Consider the following 24,879-nt stretch of genomic DNA (forward strand, 5'->3'; position numbering starts at 1 on the left):
CGACACCGTCGCGGTGTCGTGGGTCGAGCACGAAATGATGGCACACGGACCGCAGCAACGAGGCGCGGACACAGGAGTTATTGGATGCTGAATACCGAACTCGAGCAGTTCCTCGACGAGACGGGCAACCTCCATTTCACGGAGGACGCGACGCTCGTCGACTACGTCGAGGCGAACGTCCGCGACCATGCGGACACGCTCGCGTACCGATTCATCGACTTCAGCCGCGAACGCGACGGCGAGCGGATCGACCTGACGTGGGCACAGTTCGGCAAGCGCCTGCGCGCGGTCGCCGCGCGCCTGCAGCAGGTTACCCAGCCGGGCGATCGTGTCGCGATCCTCGCGCCGCAGTCCCTCGAGTACGTGATCGGCTTCTTCGCCGCGCTGTACGCGAGCAACGTCGCCGTGCCGCTGTTCAGTCCGGACGAGCCCGGTCACACCGACCGCCTCGTGGGCGTCCTCGCGGACTGCGAGCCGACGGCGATCCTCACCTCGACCAAGTCGGCCGAGGCGGTCCGTGACTTCTTCTCGGACCGTCCCGCCAAGGATCGACCGCGCGTCATCGCCGTCGATGCCGTGCCGGACTCGGTCGGCGCATCGTGGGTCGCCCCGATCGCGGGCAAGGACCACAACCGGGACACCGTCGCCTACCTGCAGTACACGTCGGGGTCCACCCGTGTGCCCGCCGGCGTCGAGATCACCTACGAGGCCGTCGCAGCGAACTGCCTGCAGATCTACGACTGCATCTCGATCGACCGCAATTCGCGCGGCGTCACCTGGTTGCCCATGTTCCACGACATGGGGCTCCTGACGGTGATCCTGCCGGCTCTCGGCGGCAAGTACGTCACGATCATGACGCCGCAGGCGTTCATCCGCCGCCCCGGCCGTTGGATCCGCGAGCTCGCAGCCGACGACGACCGGGCGCCGACCTACGCGGCCGCGCCGAACTTCGCGTACGAGCACGCCGCTGCGCGCGGCCTGCCGCGCGAGGGCGACTCGCTCGACCTGTCGAATGTGATCGGACTGATCAACGGATCCGAACCGGTCACCGTCTCCTCGATGCGCAAGTTCAACGAGGCATTCGAGCCGTACGGTCTGTCGCCGAAGGCGATCAAGCCCTGCTACGGAATGGCCGAGGCCACTCTGTTCGTCTCGGCCACGCAGCGCGACGACGAGGCGAAGGTCGACTACGTGGATCGCGCGGAGCTCAACGCGGGCCGTTTCGTGGCCGTCGACGCCGACGCCGAGGGCGCCGTCCCGCAGGTGTCCTGCGGCCAGGTGGCACTGAGCCAGTGGGCGGCGATCGTCGACCCGGAGACCCGCACCGAGCAGCCCGACGGACATGTCGGTGAGATCTGGCTCCACGGTCTCAACATCGGCAAGGGCTACTGGAACAAGGTCGACGAGACGCAGGAGACCTTCCACAACACCATCGACGCTCCGCTCGCCTCGGGCAGCCACACCGCGGACGCTCCGGCGGATGCCGAGTGGATGCGCACCGGAGACTACGGCGTCTGGTTCGAGGACGAGCTGTACATCACCGGCCGGGTCAAGGACCTGGTGATCGTGGACGGCCGTAACCATTACCCGCAGGATCTCGAGTTCAGCGCACAGGAAGCCAGCGACTCGCTGCGCCCCGGCTTCGTCGCGTCGTTCGCGGTGCCTGCCAACCAGTTGCCCGCCGAGGTCTTCGAGGCCGGGCACAGCGGGCTCACCTACGACACCGATGATGCGTCCGAGCAGCTGGTGATCGTCGCCGAGCGCGGGCCGGGGCGGAAGAACGATCCGCAGGAGGTCGCGGACAAGGTCCGTGCGGCCATCGCGGGTCGCCACGGCGTGATGGTCCGCGATCTGCTGCTGGTCCCGGCGGGGTCGATCCCGCGCACGTCGAGCGGCAAGATCGCCCGTCGCGCGACGAAGGCCGCATACGTTGACGGCACTCTTCGCGGCGGCTATCAGCAGACCGCGTTCCCGGATTCCAAAGAATGAGCATCGGGCAAGCCCGGTACGTCTCACGTGACGTACCGGGCTTGTCTGTTACCCACCCTCGACCCGCGAAGTAAGCTGGCTACCGATGTCTGAGAACAATTCCACCGATACTCCCGAGGGCACCGCAGGCGAGACCGCCGGCGACCTCACCGTCGACGAGTTGCGTGAGTGGCTGCGGGAGTGGGTCGCGAGTGCCACCGGTCAGTCGGCCGAGCAGATCCCCGTCGAGCGTCCGATGGAGGAACTCGGGCTGTCGTCTCGTGACGCCGTCGCGCTCGCGGCCGACGTCGAGGACAAGACCGGGGTGATCCTCAACGCGACCGCCGTCTACAACCATCCGACGATCGCGTCGCTGGCCACCCGGATCATCGAGGGCGATCCGGACGAGGGCGTGGACGCCGAGGACGACCGCTTCTGGGAGCGCGAGCGCGACGACGCCGACGACATCGCGATCGTCGGTCTGTCGACCCGCTTCCCGAAGGCCGGGCAGACGCCCGAGTCCACGTGGCAGGCCTTGATCGACGGCGTCGACGGGATCTCGGATCTCCCCGCGGACCGTTGGCTCGAGTTCAAGGACGACCCGCGTCTGGCCGAGCTGATCGAGACCCGGAACGTCCAGGGCGGCTATCTGGACGACGTCAAGGGGTTCGACGCCGACTTCTTCCAGATGAGCCCGCGCGAGGTCGAGATGGTCGATCCGCAGCAACGTCTCGCCCTGGAATTGACGTGGGAGGCGCTGGAGAACTCGCACATCCCGCCGAGCGACCTGCGGGGCGGTCAGGTCGGTGTCTTCATGGGCACCTCGACCAACGACTATCAGATGCTCGCGACCCTCGGCCTCGGCGAAGGTGCCAGCGAGACCGCCGCTTACGCGCTGACCGGTACCGCGACCTCGATCATCGCGAACCGCGTCTCCTACTTCTTCGATTTCCACGGTCCGTCGATGGCGATCGACACCGCGTGCTCGTCGTCGCTCGTCGCGGTCCATGAGGCCGTCCGCAGCCTGCGGTCCGGAGACTCGGACGTTGCAGTGGCTGGCGGCGTCAACATGCTGATCACGCCGGCCGCCACGCTGGGCTTCGACCAGATCGGTGCGATGGCGCCGAACGGCCGGATCAAGGCCTTCTCGTCGGATGCCGACGGCATGATCCGCTCCGAGGGCGGCGGCGTGTTCGTCCTCAAGCGCATGTCCGACGCTCGCCGCGATGGCGACACCGTGCTCGCCGTGGTCGCGGGCAGTGCGGTCAACTCCGACGGCCGTTCCAACGGCATCTTCGCGCCCAACCCGGAAGCGCAGGTTGCGGTACTGCGGTCGGCGTACGCCGATGCCGCCGTGGATCCGCGCACCGTCGACTACGTCGAGGCGCACGGAACCGGCACGGTGCTCGGCGACCCGATCGAGGCCGACGCACTCGGCCGCGTCGTAGGTCGTGGACGTACCTCGGACGCGCCGATGCTCCTCGGTTCGGCGAAGACGAACTTCGGGCACATGGAGTCCGCAGCGGGCGCAGGCGCGCTCGCCAAGGTGGTCCTGTCGCTGGAGAACGATCGTCTGCCGGCCTCCCTGAACTACGTCGGCGCCAACCCGTACATCCAGTTCGACGCCACCAATCTGCGCGTGATCACCGAGCCGACCGCGTGGCCGCGCTATGCGGGTCACGCCGTCGCCGGCGTCTCCGGATTCGGTTTCGGTGGAACCAATGCGCACCTCGTGATCCGCGAGGTGCTGCCGTCGGACCACATCGATCCGGCTGACGCCTCGGCCCAGCCCGTGCAGGCGGCGCAGACGGCCGCTGCAGACGACTTCGATGACGATGACGAGGAGTTCCTCACCGAGGCCGAGCGGGCCGTGCTCGCCGCACAGTCCACGACGGCCCCCGTCGCCGCACCGGCGGCCGAGACCGATCCGGCCGACGGATTCGCGCCGGCGGCTGCACCGGGCGCCGTGGTTCCGCTGGTGATCTCCGGTTTCCTCGCGTCCCGGCGCCGCAAGGCTGCCGCCGACCTGCTGGAGTGGCTGGAGAGCGACGAGGGCATGCAGACATCGCTCGTCGACATCGGCCGCACGCTGGCGCACCGGAACCACGGTCGTACGCGGTCGGTCGTCATGGCGAGCACGCATGAGGACGCGGTGAAGGGCGTGCGAGCGGTCGCCGACGGAAAGGCCCTGCCGTTCGTCTATACCTGCGACACCCCGGACGCCGGTTCGGCGGTCTGGTTGCTGTCGGGCTTCGGTTCGCAGCACCGCAAGATGGCCAAGCAGCTGTACACCGAGAACCCGGTGTTCGCGAAGTACGCGGACCGGGTGGACGCGATCATCCAGAACGAACTCGGCTACTCGATGGTCGAGATGTTCTTGGACGATGCGCAGACCTATGCGATCGAGACCGCGCAGATCGGCATCTACACGATCCAGGTGGCGCTCGCCGATACGATGCGCCACTACGGTGCCGAGCCGGGCGTGCTGGTGCCGCATTCGATGGGTGAGGCATCCGCCGCCTACATCAGCGGCGGACTGTCGCTCGAGGACGCGACGCGCGTGATCTGCCAGCGGTCCCGACTGATGGGCGAGGGCGAATCGATGCTCGTCGGAGACGACATTCGGCTGATGGCGCTGGTCGAGTACAGCGCCGACGACATCCACGACGTGCTCGCCGACTTCCCGGATCTGGAGATCTGCGTGTACGCGGCGCCGACCCACACCGTGATCGGCGGACCGGAGACGCAGGTCGACGCGATCGTCGAGCGCGCCGAGGCCGAGGGCAAGCTGGGCCGCAAGCTGCAGACCAAGGGGGCCAGTCACACGTCGCAGATGGACCCGCTGCTCGGCGAGTTGTCGTACGAGTTGACGGGCATCGAGGCGCAGCGCCCGCGGATCGGGTTCTACAGCTCGGTGGACCGCGAGGTCTTCTACCGCCCGGGTGGCGAGCCGGTTCACACCATCGACTACTTCCTCAAGGGTCTGCGGCACAGCGTCTGGTTCGCCCAGGCGATCTCGAAGTCCGTGGAGAACGGTCACCGGACGTTCGTCGAGCTGTCGCCGAATCCGGCCGTCCTCATCTCGGTCGCCGCAACCACATTCGGTGCCGGAGTGCACGACGCCGAGCTCATCGAGACCTTGCGCCGCAAGGAGGACGAGAGCCACGGCCTGGTGAACGCGTTGATGAAGCTGTACGTCCATGGGCACCCGGTGGACGTGGCCGCGCTCTTCGGTACCGGCCCCGACCAGTCGTACGCACCGGTTCCGCGCACTCGTTTCAACCGGAAGCCGTACTGGCTCACGGCATCGATCTCGAGTGGTTCGGGGGCGGGGACCGCGCCGGGCGCGCACGTCGGTCTGCCCGACGGCCGCCACGTGTGGGAGTGCAACGCGGGTGCGGTCACCGATCCGAACGCGTTGGTGCTGGCCGCAGCCAAGCAGATCCTCGGATCCGACGCCGCAGTGACGGCCACCGAGACGGTCCAGCCGATCCCGTCCGAGGGCACGGTCACGACCACGTTCACCCGCCACCCCGGAGGCGGTGCGATCACCGTTCACGCGGACCAGCAGGGCGGCCACGCGCTGCTGTTCGAGGCAGCCGTCACGGGTACCGCGCCGGCTGCGAAGGCAGTCGGCGAGGAGTCGGCGGCAGGGGCGGCAGGCGTCGCGGCAGGAGGTGCGGCAGGTGCTGCCGCGATGGATCCGTCCGCCTTCGGTGACGACACCGTGGTGGTCGAGGATGAGGTGATCGACGACATCGGCAGCAAGTGGGATCCGGAGTCCGGCCAGTCGGTCGGCGACCGACTCGCCGTGATCGTCGGTGAGTCGATGGGCTACGACCCGGAGGACCTGCCACGCGAGATCCCGCTGATCGAACTCGGCCTCGACTCGCTCATGGCGGTCCGGATCAAGAACCGCGTCGAGTACGAATTCGACATCCCGCAGTTGCAGCTGCAGGCGATGCGCCAGGCGAACCTGTCGGACATCGAGAAGTTCGTCGCCTTCGCCGTCACTCACCGTGACCAGCTGGAGGACCTAAACAGCCGTGCTGCGGGCGAGGGCGAACTCGACACCGCCGCCCTCAACGCCTACATCGACGAGCAGATCGCCAAGGAGGCGGAGTCTCCCGCAGCGGAGTCTGCCGCAGAGGAGTCTCCCGCAGAGGGGTCTGCCGACCCCGCTGCTGAGACGGCGTCCCCTTCCGCTGCGGACGCAGCGCGATCCGCCGCACCGGCAGCGGGCGCCGCGCACGTGCAGGCAGCCGAGGTCGAAGCCCTCACCGAGGAGACGTCCGCTCCGACCACAGCGCCGGCGACGGAGTCCACCCCGACCCCGACCGACATCACGAACCAGTCCGCCGTCGCCGACGCGACCGGTTCGGATGTCCCGCCGCGCGACGCAGCGGAACGCCTCACCTTCGGTGCGTATGCGGTCGTCACCGGCAAGTCTGCGGGCGGCATCTTCAACAAGCTGCCGGTCCTCGATGAGGAGACGGCCGGGAAGCTGACCGAGCGACTCAACGAGCGCACGGGCGGCGAGGTCGACCTCGAGGACATCCTCGATTCGGAGACCATCGAGGAGATGTCCGATTACGTCCGCCAGCAGATGGACGACGCCGCCGATATCGACGGTTTCGTCCGTTACCTGCAGGTGCCGACGCAGGACGGCACGCCGAAGCACACCTTCGACACGCACGCCGGCGATCCGGTGCCCATGCTGGTGTTCCACCCGGCGGGTGGCAACACCTCGGCATACGAAGCCCTGGTGAAGCGTCTCCCACAGGATCTTCCGGTCGTCGGTTTCGACCGGGTCGAGGGCACCATCGAGGAGCGCGTCGAGCAGTACATGCCGAAGCTTCGCGAGGTGCAGCCGCACGGTCCGTACGTGCTCGTGGGCTGGTCGCTGGGCGGCGCGCTCGCCTACGGTGCGGCGCAGGTCCTCCTGTCCGAGGGCGAGGAGGTCGCCTTCGTCGGGCTCATCGACGTGGTCCGGCCGAGCAAGGAGGTGCCGGACACCCCGGAGAACAAGCGGGCCCGTCTGGAGCGCTGGAAGGAGTTCGCAGTTCGGACCTACGGTCTGGACGACAGCATCCCGGTGCCGATGGATCGGCTCATGGACGCCGACGACAGCGGCCAGTTCGACATCATCATGGAGATGATGTCGATGTCGGACACCAAGATCCCCGGTGGCATCATCGAGCACCAGCGGACGTCGTTCATCGACAATCGTGCGCTCACCGAGATCAAGCCGACCCGTTACGACGGCAAGGTGGTCCTGTACCGCGCCGACAAGATGCACGACGGCGCCATCGAGCTGGAACCGCAGTGGGCCGAGATCGACGAGGACGGTCGCTGGGGCGAGGTCGTCGACGATCTGGAGATCCTGCACATCGGCGGCGACCACTTGGGCATCGTCGACGAACCCCATGTCGCGAAGGTCGCGTCCGACCTAGCACGCCGTATGAACGACGTGAATTCGCAGAAGTGATCCGAAGGGATATCGCGTGACCGAAACGACTGCCGACAAGCTCACCGACCTGCGTGAGAAGCTCGAGCTCGCGAAGGAGCCGGGTGGTGAGAAAGCCGTCGCCAAGCGCACCAAGAAGGGCATTCTCTCGCCGCGCAAGCGGCTCGAGCTGCTGTTCGACGAGGGCACGTTCGTCGAGGTCGGTGCGCTCGCGAAGACCCCGGGCGCCTCTGAGACGGGGTACGGCGACGGCGTCGTCACCGGTCACGGGCTGGTCTTCGGCCGGCCGGTCGCCGCGTTCAGCCACGACCAGACCGTCATGGGCGGCACCGTCGGTGAGATCTTCGGCCGCAAGGTCGCGGGACTGATGGAGTGGGCGGGCAAGCTCGGATGTCCGATGGTCGGCATCAACGATTCGGCGGGTGCTCGGATCCAGGACGCCGTCACCTCGCTTGCGTGGTACGCCGAGATGGGTCGCCGAAACGATCTCCTTTCGGGCCTGTCGCCGCAGGTGTCGGTGATCCTCGGCAAGTGCGCGGGCGGTGCCGTGTACACGCCGGCGAACACCGATGTCCTGGTGGCGGTGGAGGACAAGAGCTACATGTTCGTCACCGGACCGGACGTCATCAAGCAGACGACCGGTGAGGACATCTCCGCCGAGGACCTGGGCAGCGCCCACAACCAGGCACGGTGGGGCAACATCCACCACGTCGCGCAGGACGAGAAGGCGGCCTTCGACTGGGTGCGCGAGTACCTGCAGTACATGCCGTCGAGTGCGCACGAGCAGCCGCCGGTGATCAACCCCGGCCTGGAGCCCGAGATCACCGATTCGGATCGCTCCCTCAACGAGTTCATGCCGGACAACGACAACGCGGGCTACGACATGCGCGACATCATCATGCGATTGTTCGATGATGGGGCGTTCCACGAGGTCGGCGAGTTGTTCGCGCCGAACATCCTGACCGGCTTCGCGCGCGTCGACGGCCACAGCGTCGGCATTGTCGCGAACCAGCCGAGTGTCATGGCGGGCACCATCGACACCGATTCCTCGGAGAAGGCGACGCGATTCGTCCGGATCTGCAACGCCTACAGCATCCCGCTGATCTTCCTCGTCGACACCCCGGGCATCCTGCCGGGACTCAGCGAGGAGCAGAAGGGCACCATCCGCCGCTCGGGCAAGTTCCTGTACGCCTACGTCGAGGCCGACGTGCCGAAGGTGACCGTGGTCCTGCGCAAGGCCTACGGCGGAGCATACGCGGTGATGGGATCCAAGCAGCTCGGTGCCGACATCAACTTCGCGTGGCCGACGGCGAAGATCGCCGTCATGGGTGCGGAGTCGGCGGCTGCGGTGCTGACTCGTAGGCAGACCGAGGGCCTGAGCGCTGCAGACGCCGACCGGGTGCGCCAGGACTTCATCACGTTCTACAACGCCATGATGGCGACGCCGTACCTGGCCGCCGAACGCGGCTACGTCGACGCCGTCATCGAGCCCGCCGAGACTCGGCTGCACCTGCGCAGGGCACTCGCTCAGCTCCGCGACAAGCAAGTTCTCCGGAGCCCGCGCAAGCACTACCTCATGCCCATCTGAGGTCCATCGCGTGCCACGGGTTGCGGCGGGTGCCGCGACCCGGACACTGGTGAGGACAGCAGTTCACATCGAGAGGTCGGGGTTCATGTACTTCATCGTCGTCAAGTTCGCGGTCAAGCCGTCCAGTGTGGACGAGTTCCCGGACGCCGTTGCGGAGTTCACCGCTGCGACGCGCGCCGAGCCGGGCAATCTCTGGTTCGAGTGGTCGCGGAGTCTTCAGGACCCGAACGAGTTCGTCCTGGTCGAGGCGTTCACCGACGAGGGCGCCGGCCCGCACGTGACGAGCCCGCATTTCGCGAAGGGCCTGGAGTCGATCCGGCCGCATCTCACGGCGACCCCGAAGATCATCTCCCGGCAGATCGAGGGCGACGGCTGGGACGCGATGGGCGAGCTCCAAGTCGAGTGACGATCGGCTGGTAAGAGCCGACGGCCGCCGGGCAGCGCCGGCCGGTCAGCCGAACTGATCGATACTCAGCTTGACCGCCATCACCACCACGACTACGAGCAGCGCATAGCGCACGATCGCGGTGCCGCGGCCCAGCACCAAGCGGGAGCCGACGACCGATCCGGCGACGTTCGCGACCGCGAGGATCGCGCCGAGCAGCCAGAAGACGTTGCCTTGTGCGGCGAACACCGCTATCGCACCGATATTGGTGGCGGTATTGGCCACCTTGGCCATCGCGGCGCTCTGCAGGAAGCTCTGGTGCAGCAGCGCGGTCAGCGTGATGATCAGGAACATGCCGGTGCCCGGACCGAACACACCGTCGTACAGGCCGATGATCCCGAGTACCGCGAGTGCGACGCCGAATCGGGTGCGCGACACCGGCAGTGACGATTCGCGGGTGGAGCCGAACTGGGGGCGGAACGCGACGAAGGCTCCGACGCCGACCATCAGCACGATCACGAACGGCCGCATGACGTCCGAGCTGATCGCCGAGGCGGCTAGGGCGCCGACAGCCGCACAGCACGCTGCGATCGGGATGCTCACCGCGACGAGCCGTCGATCCACGGACACGGACCGCAGATACATGCAGGCCGCCGTCGCCGTGCCCCACACCGCGGCGAGCTTGTTGGTGCCGAGAGCCAGCGCCGGAGGCGCAGACGGGAACACCATCAGCATCAGCGGGATCAGCACCAGCCCACCGCCACCCACCACGGCGTCGATCCAGCCGGCCACCGCTGCTCCGCCGATCAGGAGCGACAGGAGCGGCGCGGAGGGCAGGTCCACTCGGTTCCTCCTTGATCGAGGACGTGCATGCGTCGGGTCGGGTGACTCTGCGAGATTACCGGGCGCCTGCTCGGACGAGGCTCTACATTCTGACCATGGACACCCTGAACGGACTCCCACTGCATCCCCTCATGGTCCACTTCGTGGTGGTCGCGATACCGGTGGCGGCACTGGTCGCGATCGTCGCGGCTCTCTGGCCGCGGGCGCGCACCAAGCTCGGGATCGTGACGCCGGTGATCTCCCTGATAGCTCTCATCGCGACTCCCATCGCCACCACGGCGGGGGAGGGGCTCGAAGAGCACCTGCCGCCGACCGAAGCGCTCACCACGCACACCGAGGCGGGGGACGTGGTCATCATCGGCATCGGCTGCCTCTTCGGCGCGACCGCACTGCTGTACCTGCTCGGGACCCGGTCCGTCGCCGCGCGAGTCCCGCTGCCGGCCGTCGCGGACGTGATCGCCCGAGTGCTGGTGGTCGCGGCGGCGATCGCTTCGCTGTATCTGGTGTTCCAGGCCGGCGACACCGGTTCCCATGCGGTCTGGGACGGCATCATGGGCTGAGTCTCGGCCACGTGCCGCATGGCCAACCCGTATACGGCCGAGACTCACTGCTGAGGGCGTGCATGGGCGTCCACGGGTTGGGAGACTGAACGAGCGAGCCCCGCGAAGGACTTTCGCGGGGCTCGCTGCGCACTGCCGACCGGGTCAGTACCCGAGCGACCTCATCGGCCCCGGGTCGTACAGACCGCTCACCGTGCGCGTGCCGTTGATGATGTCGGCCGGCTCGGACTGAACGAGCGGCGTGAACCGTTCCAAACCGCCCCAGTCGCGGGCCCAGTCGTTCCGCAGGTACGACGGGACCAGGGTGTGCGCGAGCAGGCCATCGGTGATTCCGAGCGGTCCTCCGTTGACGCCGTCCTGCCAGGTCTGGCTGTTCTTCCGGGTTGCCTCGGAATCCGGACTGATCCGCCACTCGGGGATCTCCAGGAGCCCGTGATTGACGGCCATCGGCCGCTGGCACGGGAACACGAGACCGGGCATCCAGTCGAGGAAGACGGGATCCTCACGGCCGACGACATCGTTCAGCGTCTCCAGCTTCGGGATGCGCGGCGGCGTCACTGCCGCCCACTCGGTGATGGACGCAGCTTCGTCGACGACGTGCAGGCGGACCATCGTCGCCCGAGGCGGAGCGGCTTTCAGTGGGAAACGGAGCGAACGCCAGTTGGCACTGTCCGAGAACGCGTCCATCGGAACCTGCGGAACGCCGACCGGGACCACCTTGTCGCCGTCGCGGCGGGCGTACTGAGCGACCACCTTGCGGCCGTCGCCGAGAGATCCCAGGTCGTTGAACGCCTCGATGGAGCCCGCGGCCGCCACACTGATCAGCGGCTGATCATCCGGTGCGTCACCGGCCGCGAAGCCCATGTCGTACCACCCGGTGGTCAGCTCGCTCATCTGACGGTTGCCGAAGCTTCCGAGGACCGGCGTGGTCGCCGGGTTCAGACCGTAGGGGAGCTGGACGGCTGCTGCCTTGCCACGCGGGACATCGGAGTCCTCCGATTCGCTCTCGGCATCGTCGGCGCTGTCTCCACCCGCGGACGGAGGCGTGATGATGTCGTCCTCCTCGTCATCGGAGGCGCGCTTCTCGTCGAGCGGGTCGGTGACGACCGACGACGAGACTCCGTCGCGAGTGAATCCCTCGTTCTGGGCGCCGAGGGTCGCGGTGGCAGACGGTGCGGGCTTTCCGTCGAGGGCTGCCGGCTTGAGAACGGAAGCGTTCGGGTCCGCCTCGATGAGAACGTCGTTCGCCAGACCGCACTCGTCGCCGGTCAAGGCGCGTGCGTTCGACTTGGCCCACGACCAGCTGTCGCGCTGCGCCCAGCTTGCCTTGACGAACGATCCGAGCATGAACATCACTACGAGCAGAGCGATGACCGGGATCGGCGAGAACGCGAACTTCATGAGGCCGGTCTTCCGGGCGCCGGTGCGGACGTCCTCGTCGACGAAGTCATCCCGGAAGTGGAACCAGAGGCCCACCGCACTGACGATCAGCGTCAGTGCCAGCATCACCCAGCTGAGGTTGATGCCCGCGACGGCGACCGGGCGGTCCCACCAGGGGACGCCCCACGACGCGGAGTACCACCACATGTTGGTTCCCGCGGTCGAGACCGCCGTGACGAGCAGGACGGCTGCCGCGAAGAATGTTCGGTTCCGCCGTGAACGCAGCAGCTTGGGCGCCATCATCGCCGCGGTGCCCGCCACCAGGACTGCGCCGATCGTGGCGTAGATCCCGAAGTGGTGCGTCCACTTGGTCGGCGTGAAGGACGTGAAGAACATCGTGCCGAGCATGACGGCGATCAGACGCCAGAACGGCGCACGCGCGATGCCTGCCGGGTGCCGGCTGGAGACCAGCCGGAAGATGGCGACCAGCAAGCACAGGATCATCAACAGGATGCCGAATCGGCGCGGGAAGGTGCCGTCGCCGGTGGTCAGCACGAGCCAGTAATAGCGGGTCGGTTCCTGCCACCACTGCTCGGTGGGCCCGACCGCGGTGGCGACCTTGTTGCCCTCGAGGAGCGGCGCGAGCGCCTGCGAGTAGAAGATCATGTACAGCACGAAGGTGCCTGCCGCGAAGAGCGGTGCGACGAGCGGAAGCACCCCGTCGCGCTTGCGACGCGAGACGATGCCCTTGACCACCGGTCGCAGACCCGCGATGAGAGCGGCTGCGGCCATCAGACCGCCGGGTGCGAGGGCCAGCGTGTACGCCGCGGCGATCGTCGCGATCGCGTACGGAAGCAGGCGTCTCGTGGCGATGGCGCGTTCGACGCACACCCAGGTGAGCAGTGCGCCGACGGCTTCAGCGCCTTCCGGGCGGATGCCGTTGTTGAACGGCATCCAGATCGCCAGGAAGACCGTCGCACCGGCCCACACGGCGGCCGGGCTGTTGCGGACCGCGCGCCCGAGCCGTGGGATCGCCTCGCGACTGATGATCCACCAGCCGAGCAGACCCAGGAGCAGGGCGGGAAGTCGCAGCCACGGCGTCGCCACCGAGAACTCGGTCATCCACGACAGCACCTTGAAATGCCAGCCGAACGGATCCTGCGGCACACCGAAGTACCGGAAGTAGTTGTCGGCGTAGCCCGCTTCATCCGCGATGCGGGCGACGGTGATGTTGTAGCCGTCGTCGGAGGTGTTGCTGCCGATCAGCCACCAGACGAACAGGGAGAGGAACACCAGGACGTCGGGGCCGCGGATGGTGAACCAGCCGCGCGGCAGGAAACGCTTGTGGCCGCGCTTGTCCCGGGAGTCGAGCACGCCGAGTGCGATGAGCGACAGCAGCGTCATGACGATGCCGAACACGATGACCGCCAGCTTCAGCGGGGTCGGCGAGTTCACGAATCGGGTGTCGACGGTGGCGCTGAGCGAGAGGCCCTCGCGCGGTGAGTCGGCGGGCAGATTGGTGAAGACGCCGATGATCTGCGGACGCATGTTGTGGTCACCGGTGTGGTAGCGGGTGTCCTCGCCTGCCGGCATGCCGTCGATCGAGGCGGTCACCCCGTCCTTGCCGCCGGTCAGCGTGAACGCACAGCCGGGTGTCGACTCCGCCTTCTGACGGTCGATGTTCACCAGCACCACGTCGCGCACGATCATCGCGATGTTGTCCTCGGTGGCGCGGATGAACATGCCGCGTGCGGTCGCCTTGTCGCCTTGCTCCGGGATCGTCGACATCACGATGCCGCCCGATGCCGGCAGCCGCTGTGCGAGCGAACACGGCACCGACGCGTCCATGGCGGTCGGAACGAAGGACACCATGGGCGCGGTCACGTTCGTCACCGCGTCGTTCTGGGGCCATTGCAGATCAGCCGTCTTCTGGTCGATCGGCAGGATCGGCGTCAGGCACGCCATCACGAAGCCGAGGACGCCGGCCACCGCCGCCACCAGCTTCGCATTGCGATAACCGTTGGCTCGGAGCAGCTTCCATCGCTGTGGCGCGTTGTCGGCGTCTGCGTCGGGTTCCTGCGGCGCGTTCGCCACGTCGGGGTCGGTCATGAAGAGGGCTCCAGGCGAATCGATCCGGTGCGGTTCCAGCCCCACCGGTTAACCGGTGCGGTGGTCACGCGGGCGGTGGTTGCGTCGGGGGGAAGGGGCGTGAGCTTCTCCAAGGCGCCCCAGTCCTGATGCCAGTCATCGCGCAGATAGGTGGGCACGGTCATCGGTCGGGTCGAGGATTCGACGACCCCGATCGGGCCGCCCGACTTGGCCGACATCCACGTCTTCGACTGCGAGTTCGCACTCACGTAGTCGGGCCGGATCCGCCACTGCGGGACCTCGGCGACGCCGTGCCGGTACTCCATCGGCCGCTGGCACGGGAACTGCGAACCGACCGTGAAGTCGATGAGCGTGGGGTCCTCGGTGCCGACCATCTCCTGCAGGGTGACGAGCTCGGGTGCGCGCGGCGGGGTGATGCCGATGAACTGCATGGATCCGAGGTTGGTGTCCTCGATGTGCAGGCGCATCGTCGTCGCGGCGGGCGGGACCGCTTCCATGGGCACCCGCAGGTTGCGCCACGGACGGTTCGGAACCTCGGGCCCCGCATCGATCGGGATGTAGTCGGCTCCGACCTTCTGGAATTCACCGCCGGGGCCTTCCTTGCCGAACTGGGCGACGAGCTTCTGCCCGAAACGGGGGTTGCCGTCGCGGTCGACGGTCGAGACGGCGCCGGCTGCGGAGAACGCGATGATCGGCGACGCGTCGCGGGCGGGCAGCCGGTACCAGCCGGTGGTGAGGTACGCGTTGGCGTTGAAGCCGTAACTGCCCAGTACCGGGGTGGTTGCGGGATCCAGACCGAACGGCAGCGCCGCACGGGATCCGTTCACGGTCGTCGGTCCGATTCCGCCGGTGGTGCCGGCTCCCAGATCGCCGGAGATGGCGAACGGCTTGGACACCGAGCCGCCTACGTGCATCTGGCCTGCGCGGGCACTGGTCGTGTCCGGCTTCAAGTCGCCGGGGATCCCGTTCGGTGTGAAACCGGTCGGGTCCTCGCCGGTGAGCGTCTTCGTTGCGGATCCACCCGTGGCGGGTGCCAGCATTCCGGCGTTCGCATCGGGTTCGGCGAGCACGTCCTCGGCCATGCCGCACGACTTGTGGTCGGTGATAGCGGCGATGTTGTTGCCGAACACGGTCATCGCCGGGCTGCGGGTGACGACGGCCTTGCCGAACACGGCGAGGGTCGCGATCACCATGAGCGCGGCGATCATCACGAGCGGCGTCGAGGCGAGTGCGATGCGCCGCCGGTCGGCCGCGGTATCGGGCTGGCCGTCCACATGGTGAGCGAGGCCCTTGTTGGCGACGTAGTCGATCCGCAGGTGCTGCCACAGGGCGACGACCACGGCGACGACGGCCAGGACCAGCAGAGCCGACGACACCTGAACGCCCGCGATCGCCGGCGCCATGTTGAACCAGGTGACGCCGAATTGGTACGCGTACGGCCAGGCGTTCTTACCGGCCGATGCGGCGGCGAGCGCGAAGAGCAGGCCCGCCGTGAGGACCGACAGGTTGCGGGCCGATCGCGCGCCGCTCTCGGCGATCGCGATGCATGCGATCGCAGCGAGCGCAGCGGCCACCCCGGCGAAGATCCCGAAGTGGATCGTCCACTTCTCGGGGGTCAGGAAGAACAGCAGTGACGTGATGCCGAACGCACCGACGAGACGCCACGCGGGCAGCGGAAGAACGCCGGGGATGCGGCGACGGCGGAGCAGGACCGCGGCGGTGATGATCACTGCGACGAACAACAGCAGGACCGGCACCCGGCGCGCGAGCGAGCCGTCCGAGGTCGTGACCGACAGGAAGTAGTAGCGCAGGAACTCCTGGTGCCACGGCACGATCGGGCCGGTCTGGTACTTCACCTTGATCGCTTCGAGGACGGTCATCAGGGTCTGATCGCGGAACACGATGACCGCGACGACCGCACCCGCTGCGGCGAGCGGGGCCAGGAGCGCGAGCAGTCCCGACTCCTTGCGCCGTGCGTTCAGGATGTGGATCAGCGGGCGTGCCGACACGAGCAGGATGGCCGCGCCGATGGCCCCCTGCGGCGCGAGAGCGAGCGTCATGGCGGCCGTCGTGGTCGCCAGTGCGGCGGGAAGCAGACGCTTGCGCGTGATGGCGGTCTCGGCGGCCCACCAGGTGAGCAGCGAGCCCAGGACGATCAGGGCTTCACCGCGGAGGCCGGAGCAGAACGGCAGCCAGAACGCGAGGAACACCGCGGCGGCGGTGGCCGTCGCCCAGATGTTCGCCCCCACCTTCGGGCCCAGATGCGGCAGGACGACGCGGGAGAGCACGAACCACGAGGCCAACCCGGCGACGAGGGCGGGCAGGTGCATCCAGACGATGGTCGTCGACACCTCGGACCACGCGCCGAGGAAGCTGTAGTACCAGTCGAACGGCGCCTCGGCCACGCCGAAGTAGCGGTAGTAGTTCGACATGTAACCGGACGCGTCAGCCGCGCGGCCCATGTTCAGGATGTACCCGTCATCCGGCGCGGAGGCGCCCAGGAACGTCCACAGGGCCAGGATCGCGGTGACGACGATGTCGGTGGCGCGTGGCCGGAACTGTGCGAGCAGCGAGCCGGTGCGGGGTACGAGTGCCCCGGTGTATCCGTGGATGCGGTCGAGGCACCAGAGTGCGAATAGCGCGATGGCGGTGGCCAGAACCGCGATGATCATCGCGATGATCTTGAGAATCGACGCGTCGCTCTCATAGCGGTTGTCGACATCGACCTGAGCCTTCAGCCCGGCATCTGCGAGCCGCTGGACCTGCGGCGTCGTCAGCGAGGTGAAGAATCCGCCGACCTGGGGCCGCTTGTCGGGTTCGACGATGCCCGCCGGGCCCATGCCGGTGAACTGGGCTCCGGTCTCGGCGGCCGACGAGAACACGTGCAGGTCGCCGCATTTTCCTGCCGCGATATCGGCGCGGGGTGCGGTGGCGGCGACATTCGACCGGAACGCTGCGGTGACCGTCGACTCGCTGGCCGTGATCGACAGCGTGCGCTGCGAGGCGTGCTCGGAGTTCGACGGAAGAGTCGTCAGGACGGTGCCGCCCTCGGCGGGCAGCGTCGCCAGTGCTTCGCACGGGATCGTCACATCCAGCGACTTCGGGGTCTGTGCGACCAGCGGCGCGACGACGGACGGGTCGTCGGCGTTCAGGGTCTGCCCTTGAGGCCAGGACACGGAGGCGGAGGTGGTGGAGACCGGCAGCAGCGGAACGAGCACGGCGGCCACGACGGCCACCAGACCGGCGACGATCGCGAGCAGCCGGGCAGTCCCCGCAGAGAGAGGACTCGATGCGGATTCCGCCGGTGGATCAGAGGAGGGGGTGGTCGGCACTGGCACGACAGTTGACGTTAGTCGAACTCGCTGAGAAGTGGCCAAACGACTAGCGGGGTTGCATGAACCGTTATATCCGTTTTATCTCTCGCGTCCGTCTGCAAGCGCACGATCCGGTGCTCCTCGGCCGGTCCCGTACCCGCGAGATTCATCGCCCGACGCGGCCGGACGCGTCGTGGGGAGCGGCGCGCACGGGGTGGTGGACGTCACCGGCCCGTCGACGATCCGGGCCGGGAGACGGTCGATGCCGGATGACGGTCAGTGGCGGATGGGAGCCGGGCTCCACAGTCCGCTGCGCCTCTCGGTGCTGTGGTCGATCTCGGCGGGAACGGCCTCGTCATACGGGGTGTAGCGCTCGAGTGCACCCCAGTCACGTCCGATATCGCCGCTGAGATAAGTGGCAACGGTGTCCGCTCGCTGCGAGACCTCGATCCAGCCGAGCGGTCCGCCGCCCTGGGCTCCCTGCCAGGCGCCCACCGCTGCTGCCAGGTCGGCGCCCGGCTTGATGCGCCACTTGGGGGTCTCGACGACGCCCGCGTGGAAGTTGTACGGCCGCTGGCACGGGAACACGAGCCCGGAGGTCCAATCGACGTGAACCGGGTCCGTGTCGCCGACGGTGTCCTCCAGAGTCGTCATCTCGGGCAGCCGCGGCGGTGTGACGACGATGAAATGATCCTCGGCCAGATTCTCGTCCTCCGCCACGATGCGCACTGCCGTGGTGTCCTCGGGCAGTGACGCCGTGTCCAGCCTGACGTTGCGCCAGGACGGCCGAGGTCCCGGGTCGATCATCTCGGTGGAGCCGTCTGATTCGAGTTCGGAGTCGCGGGTCGAGTCGGTGACCGGCTGCGTCGTGTACTGGAGTTCCAGTTCGTTCGACCCGAACAGGCCGGCCACCGAGAACGTGATGAGCGGACGGTCACGGAAACCGGAGGGCAGGCGGTACCAGCCCGACGTGAGGTTGGCGTCGCGCTGGTCGCTCTCCGAGTAGCTGCCGAGGACCGGGGTCCGTGCCGGGTCGAGTTCGAAGGGGAGTTTCGCGTGCGAGCCGTTGACGCCCGCGGTTGCGGTGCTGCCGCCACCGGTGCCGCCGCTGTTGGCGGTCAGCATCTCCGGGTCCGCTCCTGCGCCCCCCGCCAGCACGCCCAGCGACCCCGCAGGGGCCTCGGTGACGAGGTCGTCCGGCACGCCGTCCGGGGTGAACCCGCTGGTCGCGTTGGTCTCGGAGCCCGGCGGGGCGGTCGGCGGTCCGGCCAGCTGCTTCGGCGCGGATCTATCGACGGGTGACAGGAGGAAACGGCTCGGGTCGGATTCGACGAGGATCTTGCCCGCCATCCCGCAGGGGTTGCCCGCGAGCGCCTCGAAATTGGAGCGCGGCACCGAGTAGGACGAGCTCTGCTTGATGCCGGTCATGCCGGCGGTGATCAGGGCGAACGCGGCGATCACGGCGGCGGCAAGTCCCAGCGGCGACACCGTCAGGAAGCGCCCGGTGCGGGCGAACCGTCGTGACGTGCCGCGCTCGGCCGGGTCGGTGCCGGCGAACGGCTCACGGAAGTGGAACCACAGTGCGAGCAGCAGGAGTGCGAGGGAGGCGTACAGCAGGATGCTGCCCACCTTCATCCCGGCGACAGTGACCTGTGCGCTGCCCCACGGCATGCCCCACGCCGATGAGTAGAAGAAGGAGTTCGGCGCAGTGAAGGCGAGCCCGGTGATGAACACGACGATGGCCGCGAAGATCGTGCGGTTACGACGTGAACGGGTCGACTCGGCGCTGACGGCGATCGCGGCGATCGCGGCGAGTGCGGCCGTCAGACCGGCGAAGACACCGAAGTGGTGAGTCCACTTGGTGGGAGTGAACATCAGGAACAGGAGCGACCCGAAAGTGATGCCGACGATCCGTCGTGCGGGGCCGAGGGCCGTCCCCGGAATTCGCGACTTGCGGATCAGGACGAGGCCGGCGATGACGAGCGACGTGAGCATCGCGACGACGGCGAACCTGCGGTCGAGCGATCCGTCCGCGGAGAACGCGAACAGCGACGAGTACCGATCGATCTCGTTGTACCAGTGCGCGGACGGGCCGAGATCGGTCTTCATCGCCGACCCCTCACTGAAAGCGGTGAGCGTCAGCCCGGAGAACACGACGAAGATGACGAATGTTCCAGCGGCCAGGATGGGAGCGATCAGGCTCAGATAGGCGGTGCGCGTGCTGCTTCCGGTCTGCGCTTTGATCTCCCGGGCGCGTTTGACCAGCGCCATGAACATCGGGCGGGCTCCAGCGAGAAGGGCCGCGATCGCCAGTACGCCGGTGGGACCCGCGGCGATGCTGAAGGCTCCGGCCGTGCATGCGACGGCGGCCGGTAGCAGTCGGCCGGTCGCGATCGCGCGTTCCACCGAACACCAGGTCAACAGGGCGCCGAGACAGATGATCGGTTCGGGCCGGAGACCGTTGTTGAAGGGGAACCACGCCACCAGGAACATGGCAGCCGCGGTCCATCCGACCGCCGGCCGGGTGACGGCGGCGCGGCCGAGTCGGGGGAGGATCTCGTGGCTGATGATGAGCCACGAGATGATGCCGCAGGCGAGCGCCGGGATCCGCATCCACGGACTGGCCACCGAGACGTGACTGAGCCAGCCGAACACCTGGTAGTACCAACCGAACGGCGCTTCAGGCGCACCGAACCAGCGGAAGTAGTTCGCGGTGTAGTCGCTCTCCTGCGCCACTCGCGACATGGTGAGCAGGTAACCGTCGTCGGAGGTGTTGGGGCCGATGAAATGCCATACGAGCAGCAGCCCCAGAACCGTGTAGTCGCGGGGGTTGAGGCGCCACCAGCGCGCCGGGAAGAATCGGCGGTGCCGTCGGCCGTCGCTGGCGTCGAGTCGGGCGAGGGTCGCCAATGACAGCAGAGTGGCGATGACGCCCACGATGACCGCGATCGACTTCAGCAGGGTCGGGTCGGTGCTGTAGCGCGAGTCGACGACGACGTGCGCGGACAGCCCGGGAAGCGCGGACGCGGAGCCTTCGAGGTCGGTGAACAGGCCGGTCACCTGCGGACGCTGGTCGCCTCCGGGGCTCGACTCCGTGCTGCCCCCGACGGTCTCGCCCTCATCGTCGGTGAGGCCGGTGAAGTCGACGGTCACCGCATCCGACGTCGCATCCACGTCGATCGTGCGGCACTCCGGCGATGTCGCGTCGGTCAGCGGAACCGACAGCAGCGGGAAGTTCCGGTTGATGACCTCGACGGTCCGATCCGCGCGCGGCGCGGCGGAGTCGCCCGTCACCCGGATGATGAGGCCCCGCTTCGAGGCGTTCGGCGCCGATGGCGAGGTCGTCGCGAGAAGTGTGGACTTCCCGTCGGGGAGACTGCCGATCGCGCTGCACGGGATGCTCGCCTCCAGATCGATCGGCGAGTACGAGATCAGCGGCGCGGAAACGGAGTCGACTGTTCCGTTCTGCGGCCAGCTGATCTCCGAGACGGTCTGCTTGACCGGCAGCAGCGGCGTCGCCAGCGCCAGCAGAAGGCCCAGGAGACCGGTGACTACTGCGGCGATCTGGGCTCGACGGACCGTGAAGGCTGGCACAGAGGGTCATCCTAGCGGTCCGCCACGCTCGAACCACGAGTCCGGCCACTTGGATCCCGAGTCGGCCGGTGCCGGGGGTCACCGAGCCCGGCGAACGGGCGTCAGGAGAACTCGGTGCCGTCCAACGGAGTCAACGGGACCACGTCGCGGTCCGCGACATGCGACGGTCGCGGCTCGTTTCCGCAGAACGGTGCGACGGGAGCGTTCTCGACGCTGTTGAACACGAGGAACACGTTGGCTCGCGAGTACGGCGTGATGTTGTTGCTCGACGCGTGCATCGAGTTCGAGTCGAAGAACAAGGCCGATCCGGCCGGGCCGGTGAACTGCTCGATGCCGAACGCATATCCGAGGTCGTAGACGGCATCGTCGCTCGGCACGCCCACCTTCTGTTCGGTGAGGGACTCGCGGAAGTTGTCGTCGGGCGTGGCTCCGACGCACGGCACGTACGTGCGGTGCGCGCCCGGCATCAGCATGAGGCCGCCGTTGAAGGCGAAGTTGTCGGTGAGTGCGATCGACAGGCTGAGTGCGCGTGGGGACGGCAGTCCGTCTTCGGCATGCCAGGTTTCGAAGTCCGAATGCCAGCCGAATCCCTTACCGACCATCCCGGGCATCGCGTTGATGCGCGACTGGTGGATGTAGACCTCCGAGCCCAGGATCTGCCGTGCACGATTCAGGATGCGCGGGGTGCGGGCGAGGGCGTCGATCAGTCGGCTGTGGCGATGGACGGCGAAAACCGATCGCACGGCGTCGGTTCCGGCTTCCCGGACGATCGCCCCGCTGCCGGCGACCGCCGGGTCGGCGGACAGGCGGTCGAACTCCGACCACAGGCCCTGTACCTGGGCGGGTGTCAACAGCCCCTCCTCGATGTGGAACCCCTTGGCGTCGTAGGCGCCCATCTCGTCGTCGGTGAACGGACCGGGCCGTCTGCTTTCCCGGCTCCGCTCGCTCCAGACGGTCGGGTCCGGGCGCCGCATCAGCGAGGTCGGCTCGGCGAGCCGCGTCGGATAACGGTCGGTCGTCGTCGGCCGTTCACCGACGTAGGTGGACCGGGCCGTCCGTGCGAATTCCGTCGAGTTGTTCGTGGCAGTCAAGGTTCCTCCCTACTCGTACGTGATCGTGGTGCTCGCGGCGCCCAGGTTGTCCGATCCGCCATCGCGAGCCGCTACCTCAGCGCTATCAGACTGAGCCGCATCCGGACAGGTCGCCGTAGCGACGCGAACCAGGCGAAACGGTCGGATGCGAGGCGTCGTCGCAGGTTGTGTGATCGCGGTTAGATTTCCCACCGCTCATGCGACCGGTCTCATCTGCGGCGTCCTACTACACTTGCGCCATGACCTCGTCTGACTCGCAGTCCACGGCGGAATCCCCCACGGCGGAGCTGCCGATCCTGCTGCTGAACGGACCCAACCTGAACATGCTGGGGACCCGTCAGCCGGAGGTGTACGGCGCTGACACGCTCGACGACGCCGTGCAGGTCGCCGAGCGCGCAGCCGCCGCGCTGGGATTCGGACTCCGCGCCTTCCAGACGAATCACGAGGGCGAGATGATCGACGCCATCCACGCCGCCCGCGGTGAGGTCAGCGGAATCGTCATCAACCCGGGTGGTTGGACGCACACGTCGGTCGCGCTCGCCGACGCGCTGGTGATTCCCGAGGTTCCGATCGTCGAAGTGCACGTCAGCAACGTGCACGCCCGCGAGGCGTTCCGCCACCACTCGTACGTCTCGCCGATCGCGGCAGGGGTCATCGCCGGGTTCGGTCTGGCGGGATACGAGTACGCCGTGCGTCGGGTCGCCGCGCTGGTCGGCTGACGGTTCAGCCGCATCACCGATCCGTACGCGACGGTATCTCGGGTCCGATCAGCGATTCAGCCGCAATACGTTCTGGTAATGCGATGTGACGGTAGTCATCACCGAGCGGTGGCGGTGAACGGCCGATGATCACGTAGACTGTTCTCATTCGGCGCGCCGCGCCGTGCGTCGTAGAACGACTTCACGCAGACCCCGAGAATCTTCGCGGGTGCGTTGACTTCCCCTTCATACGGCGAACCGACACGCCGACCGCGCGTGTTCGCCATTTGATCCCACTGCACGGGTGCTTCGTCATGCCGTGCCCGGATCCTGCCAGCAAAGGCTTCTATTTTGACTACGTTCGCTGATCTCGGCGTTCCGACTCCCATCGCTGACGTCCTCGCCAAGGAAGGCAAGGCGTCGGCGTTCCCCATCCAGGAGAAGACCCTCCCCGACACGCTCGCGGGCCGCGACGTCCTGGGCCGCGGTAAGACCGGCTCGGGCAAGACCGTCGCCTTCTCCGTGCCGCTGATCGTCCGCCTCGCTGAGGCAGGCGTTCGCCGCAGGCCGGGTAGGCCCACCGGGCTCGTCCTGGCGCCCACCCGCGAGCTGGCCACCCAGATCGCCACCCAGATCGAACCGCTCGCCGATGCCGTCGGCATGCGGGTCACCACCGTGTTCGGTGGTGTGAAGCAGGCTCGCCAGGAACGTGCACTCGGCGCGGGTGCGGATATCGTCGTGGCCTGCCCCGGTCGCCTCGAGGACCTGATGAAGCAGCGGATCGTCTCGCTCGACGACGTGCAGATCACCGTCCTCGACGAGGCCGACCACATGGCCGACCTCGGCTTCCTCCCGGTCGTCACCCGCATCCTCAATGCGACTCCGGCAGGCGGCATGCGCATGCTGTTCTCGGCAACGCTGGACAACGGCGTAGACAAGCTGGTGAAGCGCTTCCTCAACACGCCGGTCACGCACTCGCTCGAGGATGCGACGTCGCCGGTCGCGCAGATGACACACCACGTCTTCCGCGTCGATTCGCCTGCACAGAAGACCGAACTGGTCCGCGAACTGGCGTCCGGCACGGGTCGACGGATCCTGTTCATGCGCACCAAGCACCAGGCGAAGAAGCTGGCGCGCAAGCTGACCGCTGAGGGAATTCCGGCAGTCGACCTGCACGGCAATCTCTCGCAGGCGCAGCGCGACCGCAACCTCGCATCGTTCGGCGCCCCGGACGGCGCCAAGGTCCTGGTCGCCACCGACGTCGCAGCTCGCGGCGTCCACGTGGACGGCGTCGAACTGGTTGTTCACGTCGATCCGCCCGCCGAGCACAAGGCGTACCTGCACCGTTCGGGGCGTACGGCGCGTGCCGGCTCGGCAGGCGACGTGGCGACGATCTGCCTGCCCGACCAGTGGCAGGATCTGCGCAAGCTGCTGCAGAAGGCTGCGATCAAGGTGCCCGCGCAGCAGGTGACCGCGACGTCCGCAGCCGTGACCGATCTCGTCGGTGAGCACGCGCCGCTGCGTGAGGCTCCGGCCCCGGTCGAGCAGCGCCCGCAGCGTTCCAACCAGGGTGGCCGCGGATCGCGTGGTACCGGCCGTGGCCGTCGCGGACCCCGCTCCGAGGGCCAGGGCTCCTCGCGTGGCGGAGCACGCCAGGGACAAGGCGGGGGCCGCGGCGCGCGCCAGGGCTCGTCTGCAGGTTCCGCACGTCAGGGTGCGGCCCATTCGGATCGGGCGGCAAGTCACGCCGGCGCACCGCGTCGTCGTCGCGCCAGCCGCCCGTCGGGTGCGCCCACCGCGTAGTTACTGCGCATTGCCAGCACGTATGCGGCCAGGTCTTCGGTTCAACCGGGGACCTGGCCGCTTCTACGTGCTGGTAGTG

General features: G+C 67.8%; 12 protein-coding genes. 7 read left to right on the top strand and 5 right to left on the bottom strand.

Annotated features, from left to right (window positions below):
* Positions 1–84 precede the first annotated feature (84 nt).
* The 4 genes from fadD32 to FO044_RS00650 all read left to right on the top strand — a co-directional run bounded on the left by fadD32 (position 85) and on the right by FO044_RS00650 (position 9,429).
* Positions 85–1,989, top strand: a complete 1,905-nt coding sequence (gene fadD32 / locus FO044_RS00635; RefSeq protein ID WP_132992772.1) for a long-chain-fatty-acid--AMP ligase FadD32 — start codon at positions 85–87, stop codon at positions 1,987–1,989.
* A gap of 85 nt (positions 1,990–2,074) precedes the next feature.
* On the top strand, positions 2,075–7,456 hold the full coding sequence (gene pks13 / locus FO044_RS00640; protein ID WP_132992773.1) for a polyketide synthase Pks13: 5,382 nt from the start codon (positions 2,075–2,077) through the stop codon (positions 7,454–7,456).
* A 16-nt stretch (positions 7,457–7,472) separates the two neighbouring features.
* A complete protein-coding gene (locus FO044_RS00645) occupies positions 7,473–9,023 on the top strand; it encodes an acyl-CoA carboxylase subunit beta (RefSeq protein ID WP_132992774.1) in 1,551 nt (516 codons plus the stop codon).
* A gap of 85 nt (positions 9,024–9,108) precedes the next feature.
* Entirely contained in the window at positions 9,109–9,429 is a 321-nt protein-coding gene (locus FO044_RS00650) for a putative quinol monooxygenase (RefSeq protein ID WP_132993402.1), read from the top strand.
* A 45-nt stretch (positions 9,430–9,474) separates the two neighbouring features.
* Here the strand turns inward: FO044_RS00650 and FO044_RS00655 are convergent, their stop codons facing one another.
* Positions 9,475–10,251 (bottom strand): TSUP family transporter, encoded by a 777-nt coding sequence (locus tag FO044_RS00655; RefSeq protein ID WP_165943066.1) that lies wholly within the window; start codon positions 10,249–10,251, stop codon positions 9,475–9,477.
* A 95-nt stretch (positions 10,252–10,346) separates the two neighbouring features.
* Here FO044_RS00655 and FO044_RS00660 point away from each other — a divergent pair, with 95 nt between their 5' ends.
* Positions 10,347–10,811 carry a DUF2231 domain-containing protein gene (locus FO044_RS00660; RefSeq protein WP_132992775.1) on the top strand — a complete coding sequence of 155 codons (465 nt, stop codon included), beginning with the start codon at positions 10,347–10,349 and terminating at the stop codon, positions 10,809–10,811.
* A 144-nt stretch (positions 10,812–10,955) separates the two neighbouring features.
* Here FO044_RS00660 and FO044_RS00665 read toward each other — a convergent pair whose 3' ends face one another.
* The 4 genes from FO044_RS00665 to thpD all read right to left on the bottom strand — a co-directional run bounded on the left by FO044_RS00665 (position 10,956) and on the right by thpD (position 22,182).
* Positions 10,956–14,300, bottom strand: coding sequence for an arabinosyltransferase domain-containing protein (locus FO044_RS00665; RefSeq protein ID WP_132992776.1), 3,345 nt, complete (start codon positions 14,298–14,300; stop codon positions 10,956–10,958).
* Positions 14,297–17,632 carry an arabinosyltransferase domain-containing protein gene (locus FO044_RS00670; protein WP_165943067.1) on the bottom strand — a complete coding sequence of 1,112 codons (3,336 nt, stop codon included), beginning with the start codon at positions 17,630–17,632 and terminating at the stop codon, positions 14,297–14,299. The genes FO044_RS00665 and FO044_RS00670 overlap by 4 nt, the downstream gene beginning before the upstream one ends.
* Positions 17,633–17,890: 258 nt before the next feature.
* Positions 17,891–21,208, bottom strand: coding sequence for an arabinosyltransferase domain-containing protein (locus tag FO044_RS00675; protein WP_132992778.1), 3,318 nt, complete (start codon positions 21,206–21,208; stop codon positions 17,891–17,893).
* A gap of 101 nt (positions 21,209–21,309) precedes the next feature.
* A complete protein-coding gene (thpD, locus tag FO044_RS00680; protein WP_132993404.1) occupies positions 21,310–22,182 on the bottom strand; it encodes an ectoine hydroxylase in 873 nt (290 codons plus the stop codon).
* A 356-nt stretch (positions 22,183–22,538) separates the two neighbouring features.
* On the opposite strand from thpD, the gene aroQ reads away from it, so the two are divergent.
* The gene (gene aroQ, locus FO044_RS00685) at positions 22,539–23,018 is read left to right on the top strand and encodes a type II 3-dehydroquinate dehydratase (RefSeq protein ID WP_132992779.1); all 480 of its coding nucleotides are present in this window, start codon (positions 22,539–22,541) and stop codon (positions 23,016–23,018) included.
* Between the two features lie 330 nt (positions 23,019–23,348).
* Positions 23,349–24,800, top strand: coding sequence for a DEAD/DEAH box helicase (locus FO044_RS00690; RefSeq protein ID WP_132992780.1), 1,452 nt, complete (start codon positions 23,349–23,351; stop codon positions 24,798–24,800).
* Positions 24,801–24,879 lie beyond the last annotated feature (79 nt).

Source organism: Gordonia zhaorongruii (assembly GCF_007559005.1).
Taxonomy (GTDB): domain Bacteria; phylum Actinomycetota; class Actinomycetes; order Mycobacteriales; family Mycobacteriaceae; genus Gordonia; species Gordonia zhaorongruii.

Excerpts from the sequence above, each read along its gene's own strand:
- fadD32 (WP_132992772.1), top strand. The coding sequence starts at position 85 with ATGCTGAATACCGAACTCGAGCAGTTCCTCGACGAGACGGGCAACCTC.
- pks13 (WP_132992773.1), top strand. The coding sequence starts at position 2,075 with ATGTCTGAGAACAATTCCACCGATACTCCCGAGGGCACCGCAGGCGAG.
- FO044_RS00650 (WP_132993402.1), top strand. The coding sequence starts at position 9,109 with ATGTACTTCATCGTCGTCAAGTTCGCGGTCAAGCCGTCCAGTGTGGAC.
- FO044_RS00660 (WP_132992775.1), top strand. The coding sequence starts at position 10,347 with ATGGACACCCTGAACGGACTCCCACTGCATCCCCTCATGGTCCACTTC.
- FO044_RS00665 (WP_132992776.1), bottom strand. The coding sequence starts at position 14,300 with ATGACCGACCCCGACGTGGCGAACGCGCCGCAGGAACCCGACGCAGAC.
- thpD (WP_132993404.1), bottom strand. The coding sequence starts at position 22,182 with ATGCGGCGCCCGGACCCGACCGTCTGGAGCGAGCGGAGCCGGGAAAGC.
- aroQ (WP_132992779.1), top strand. The coding sequence starts at position 22,539 with ATGACCTCGTCTGACTCGCAGTCCACGGCGGAATCCCCCACGGCGGAG.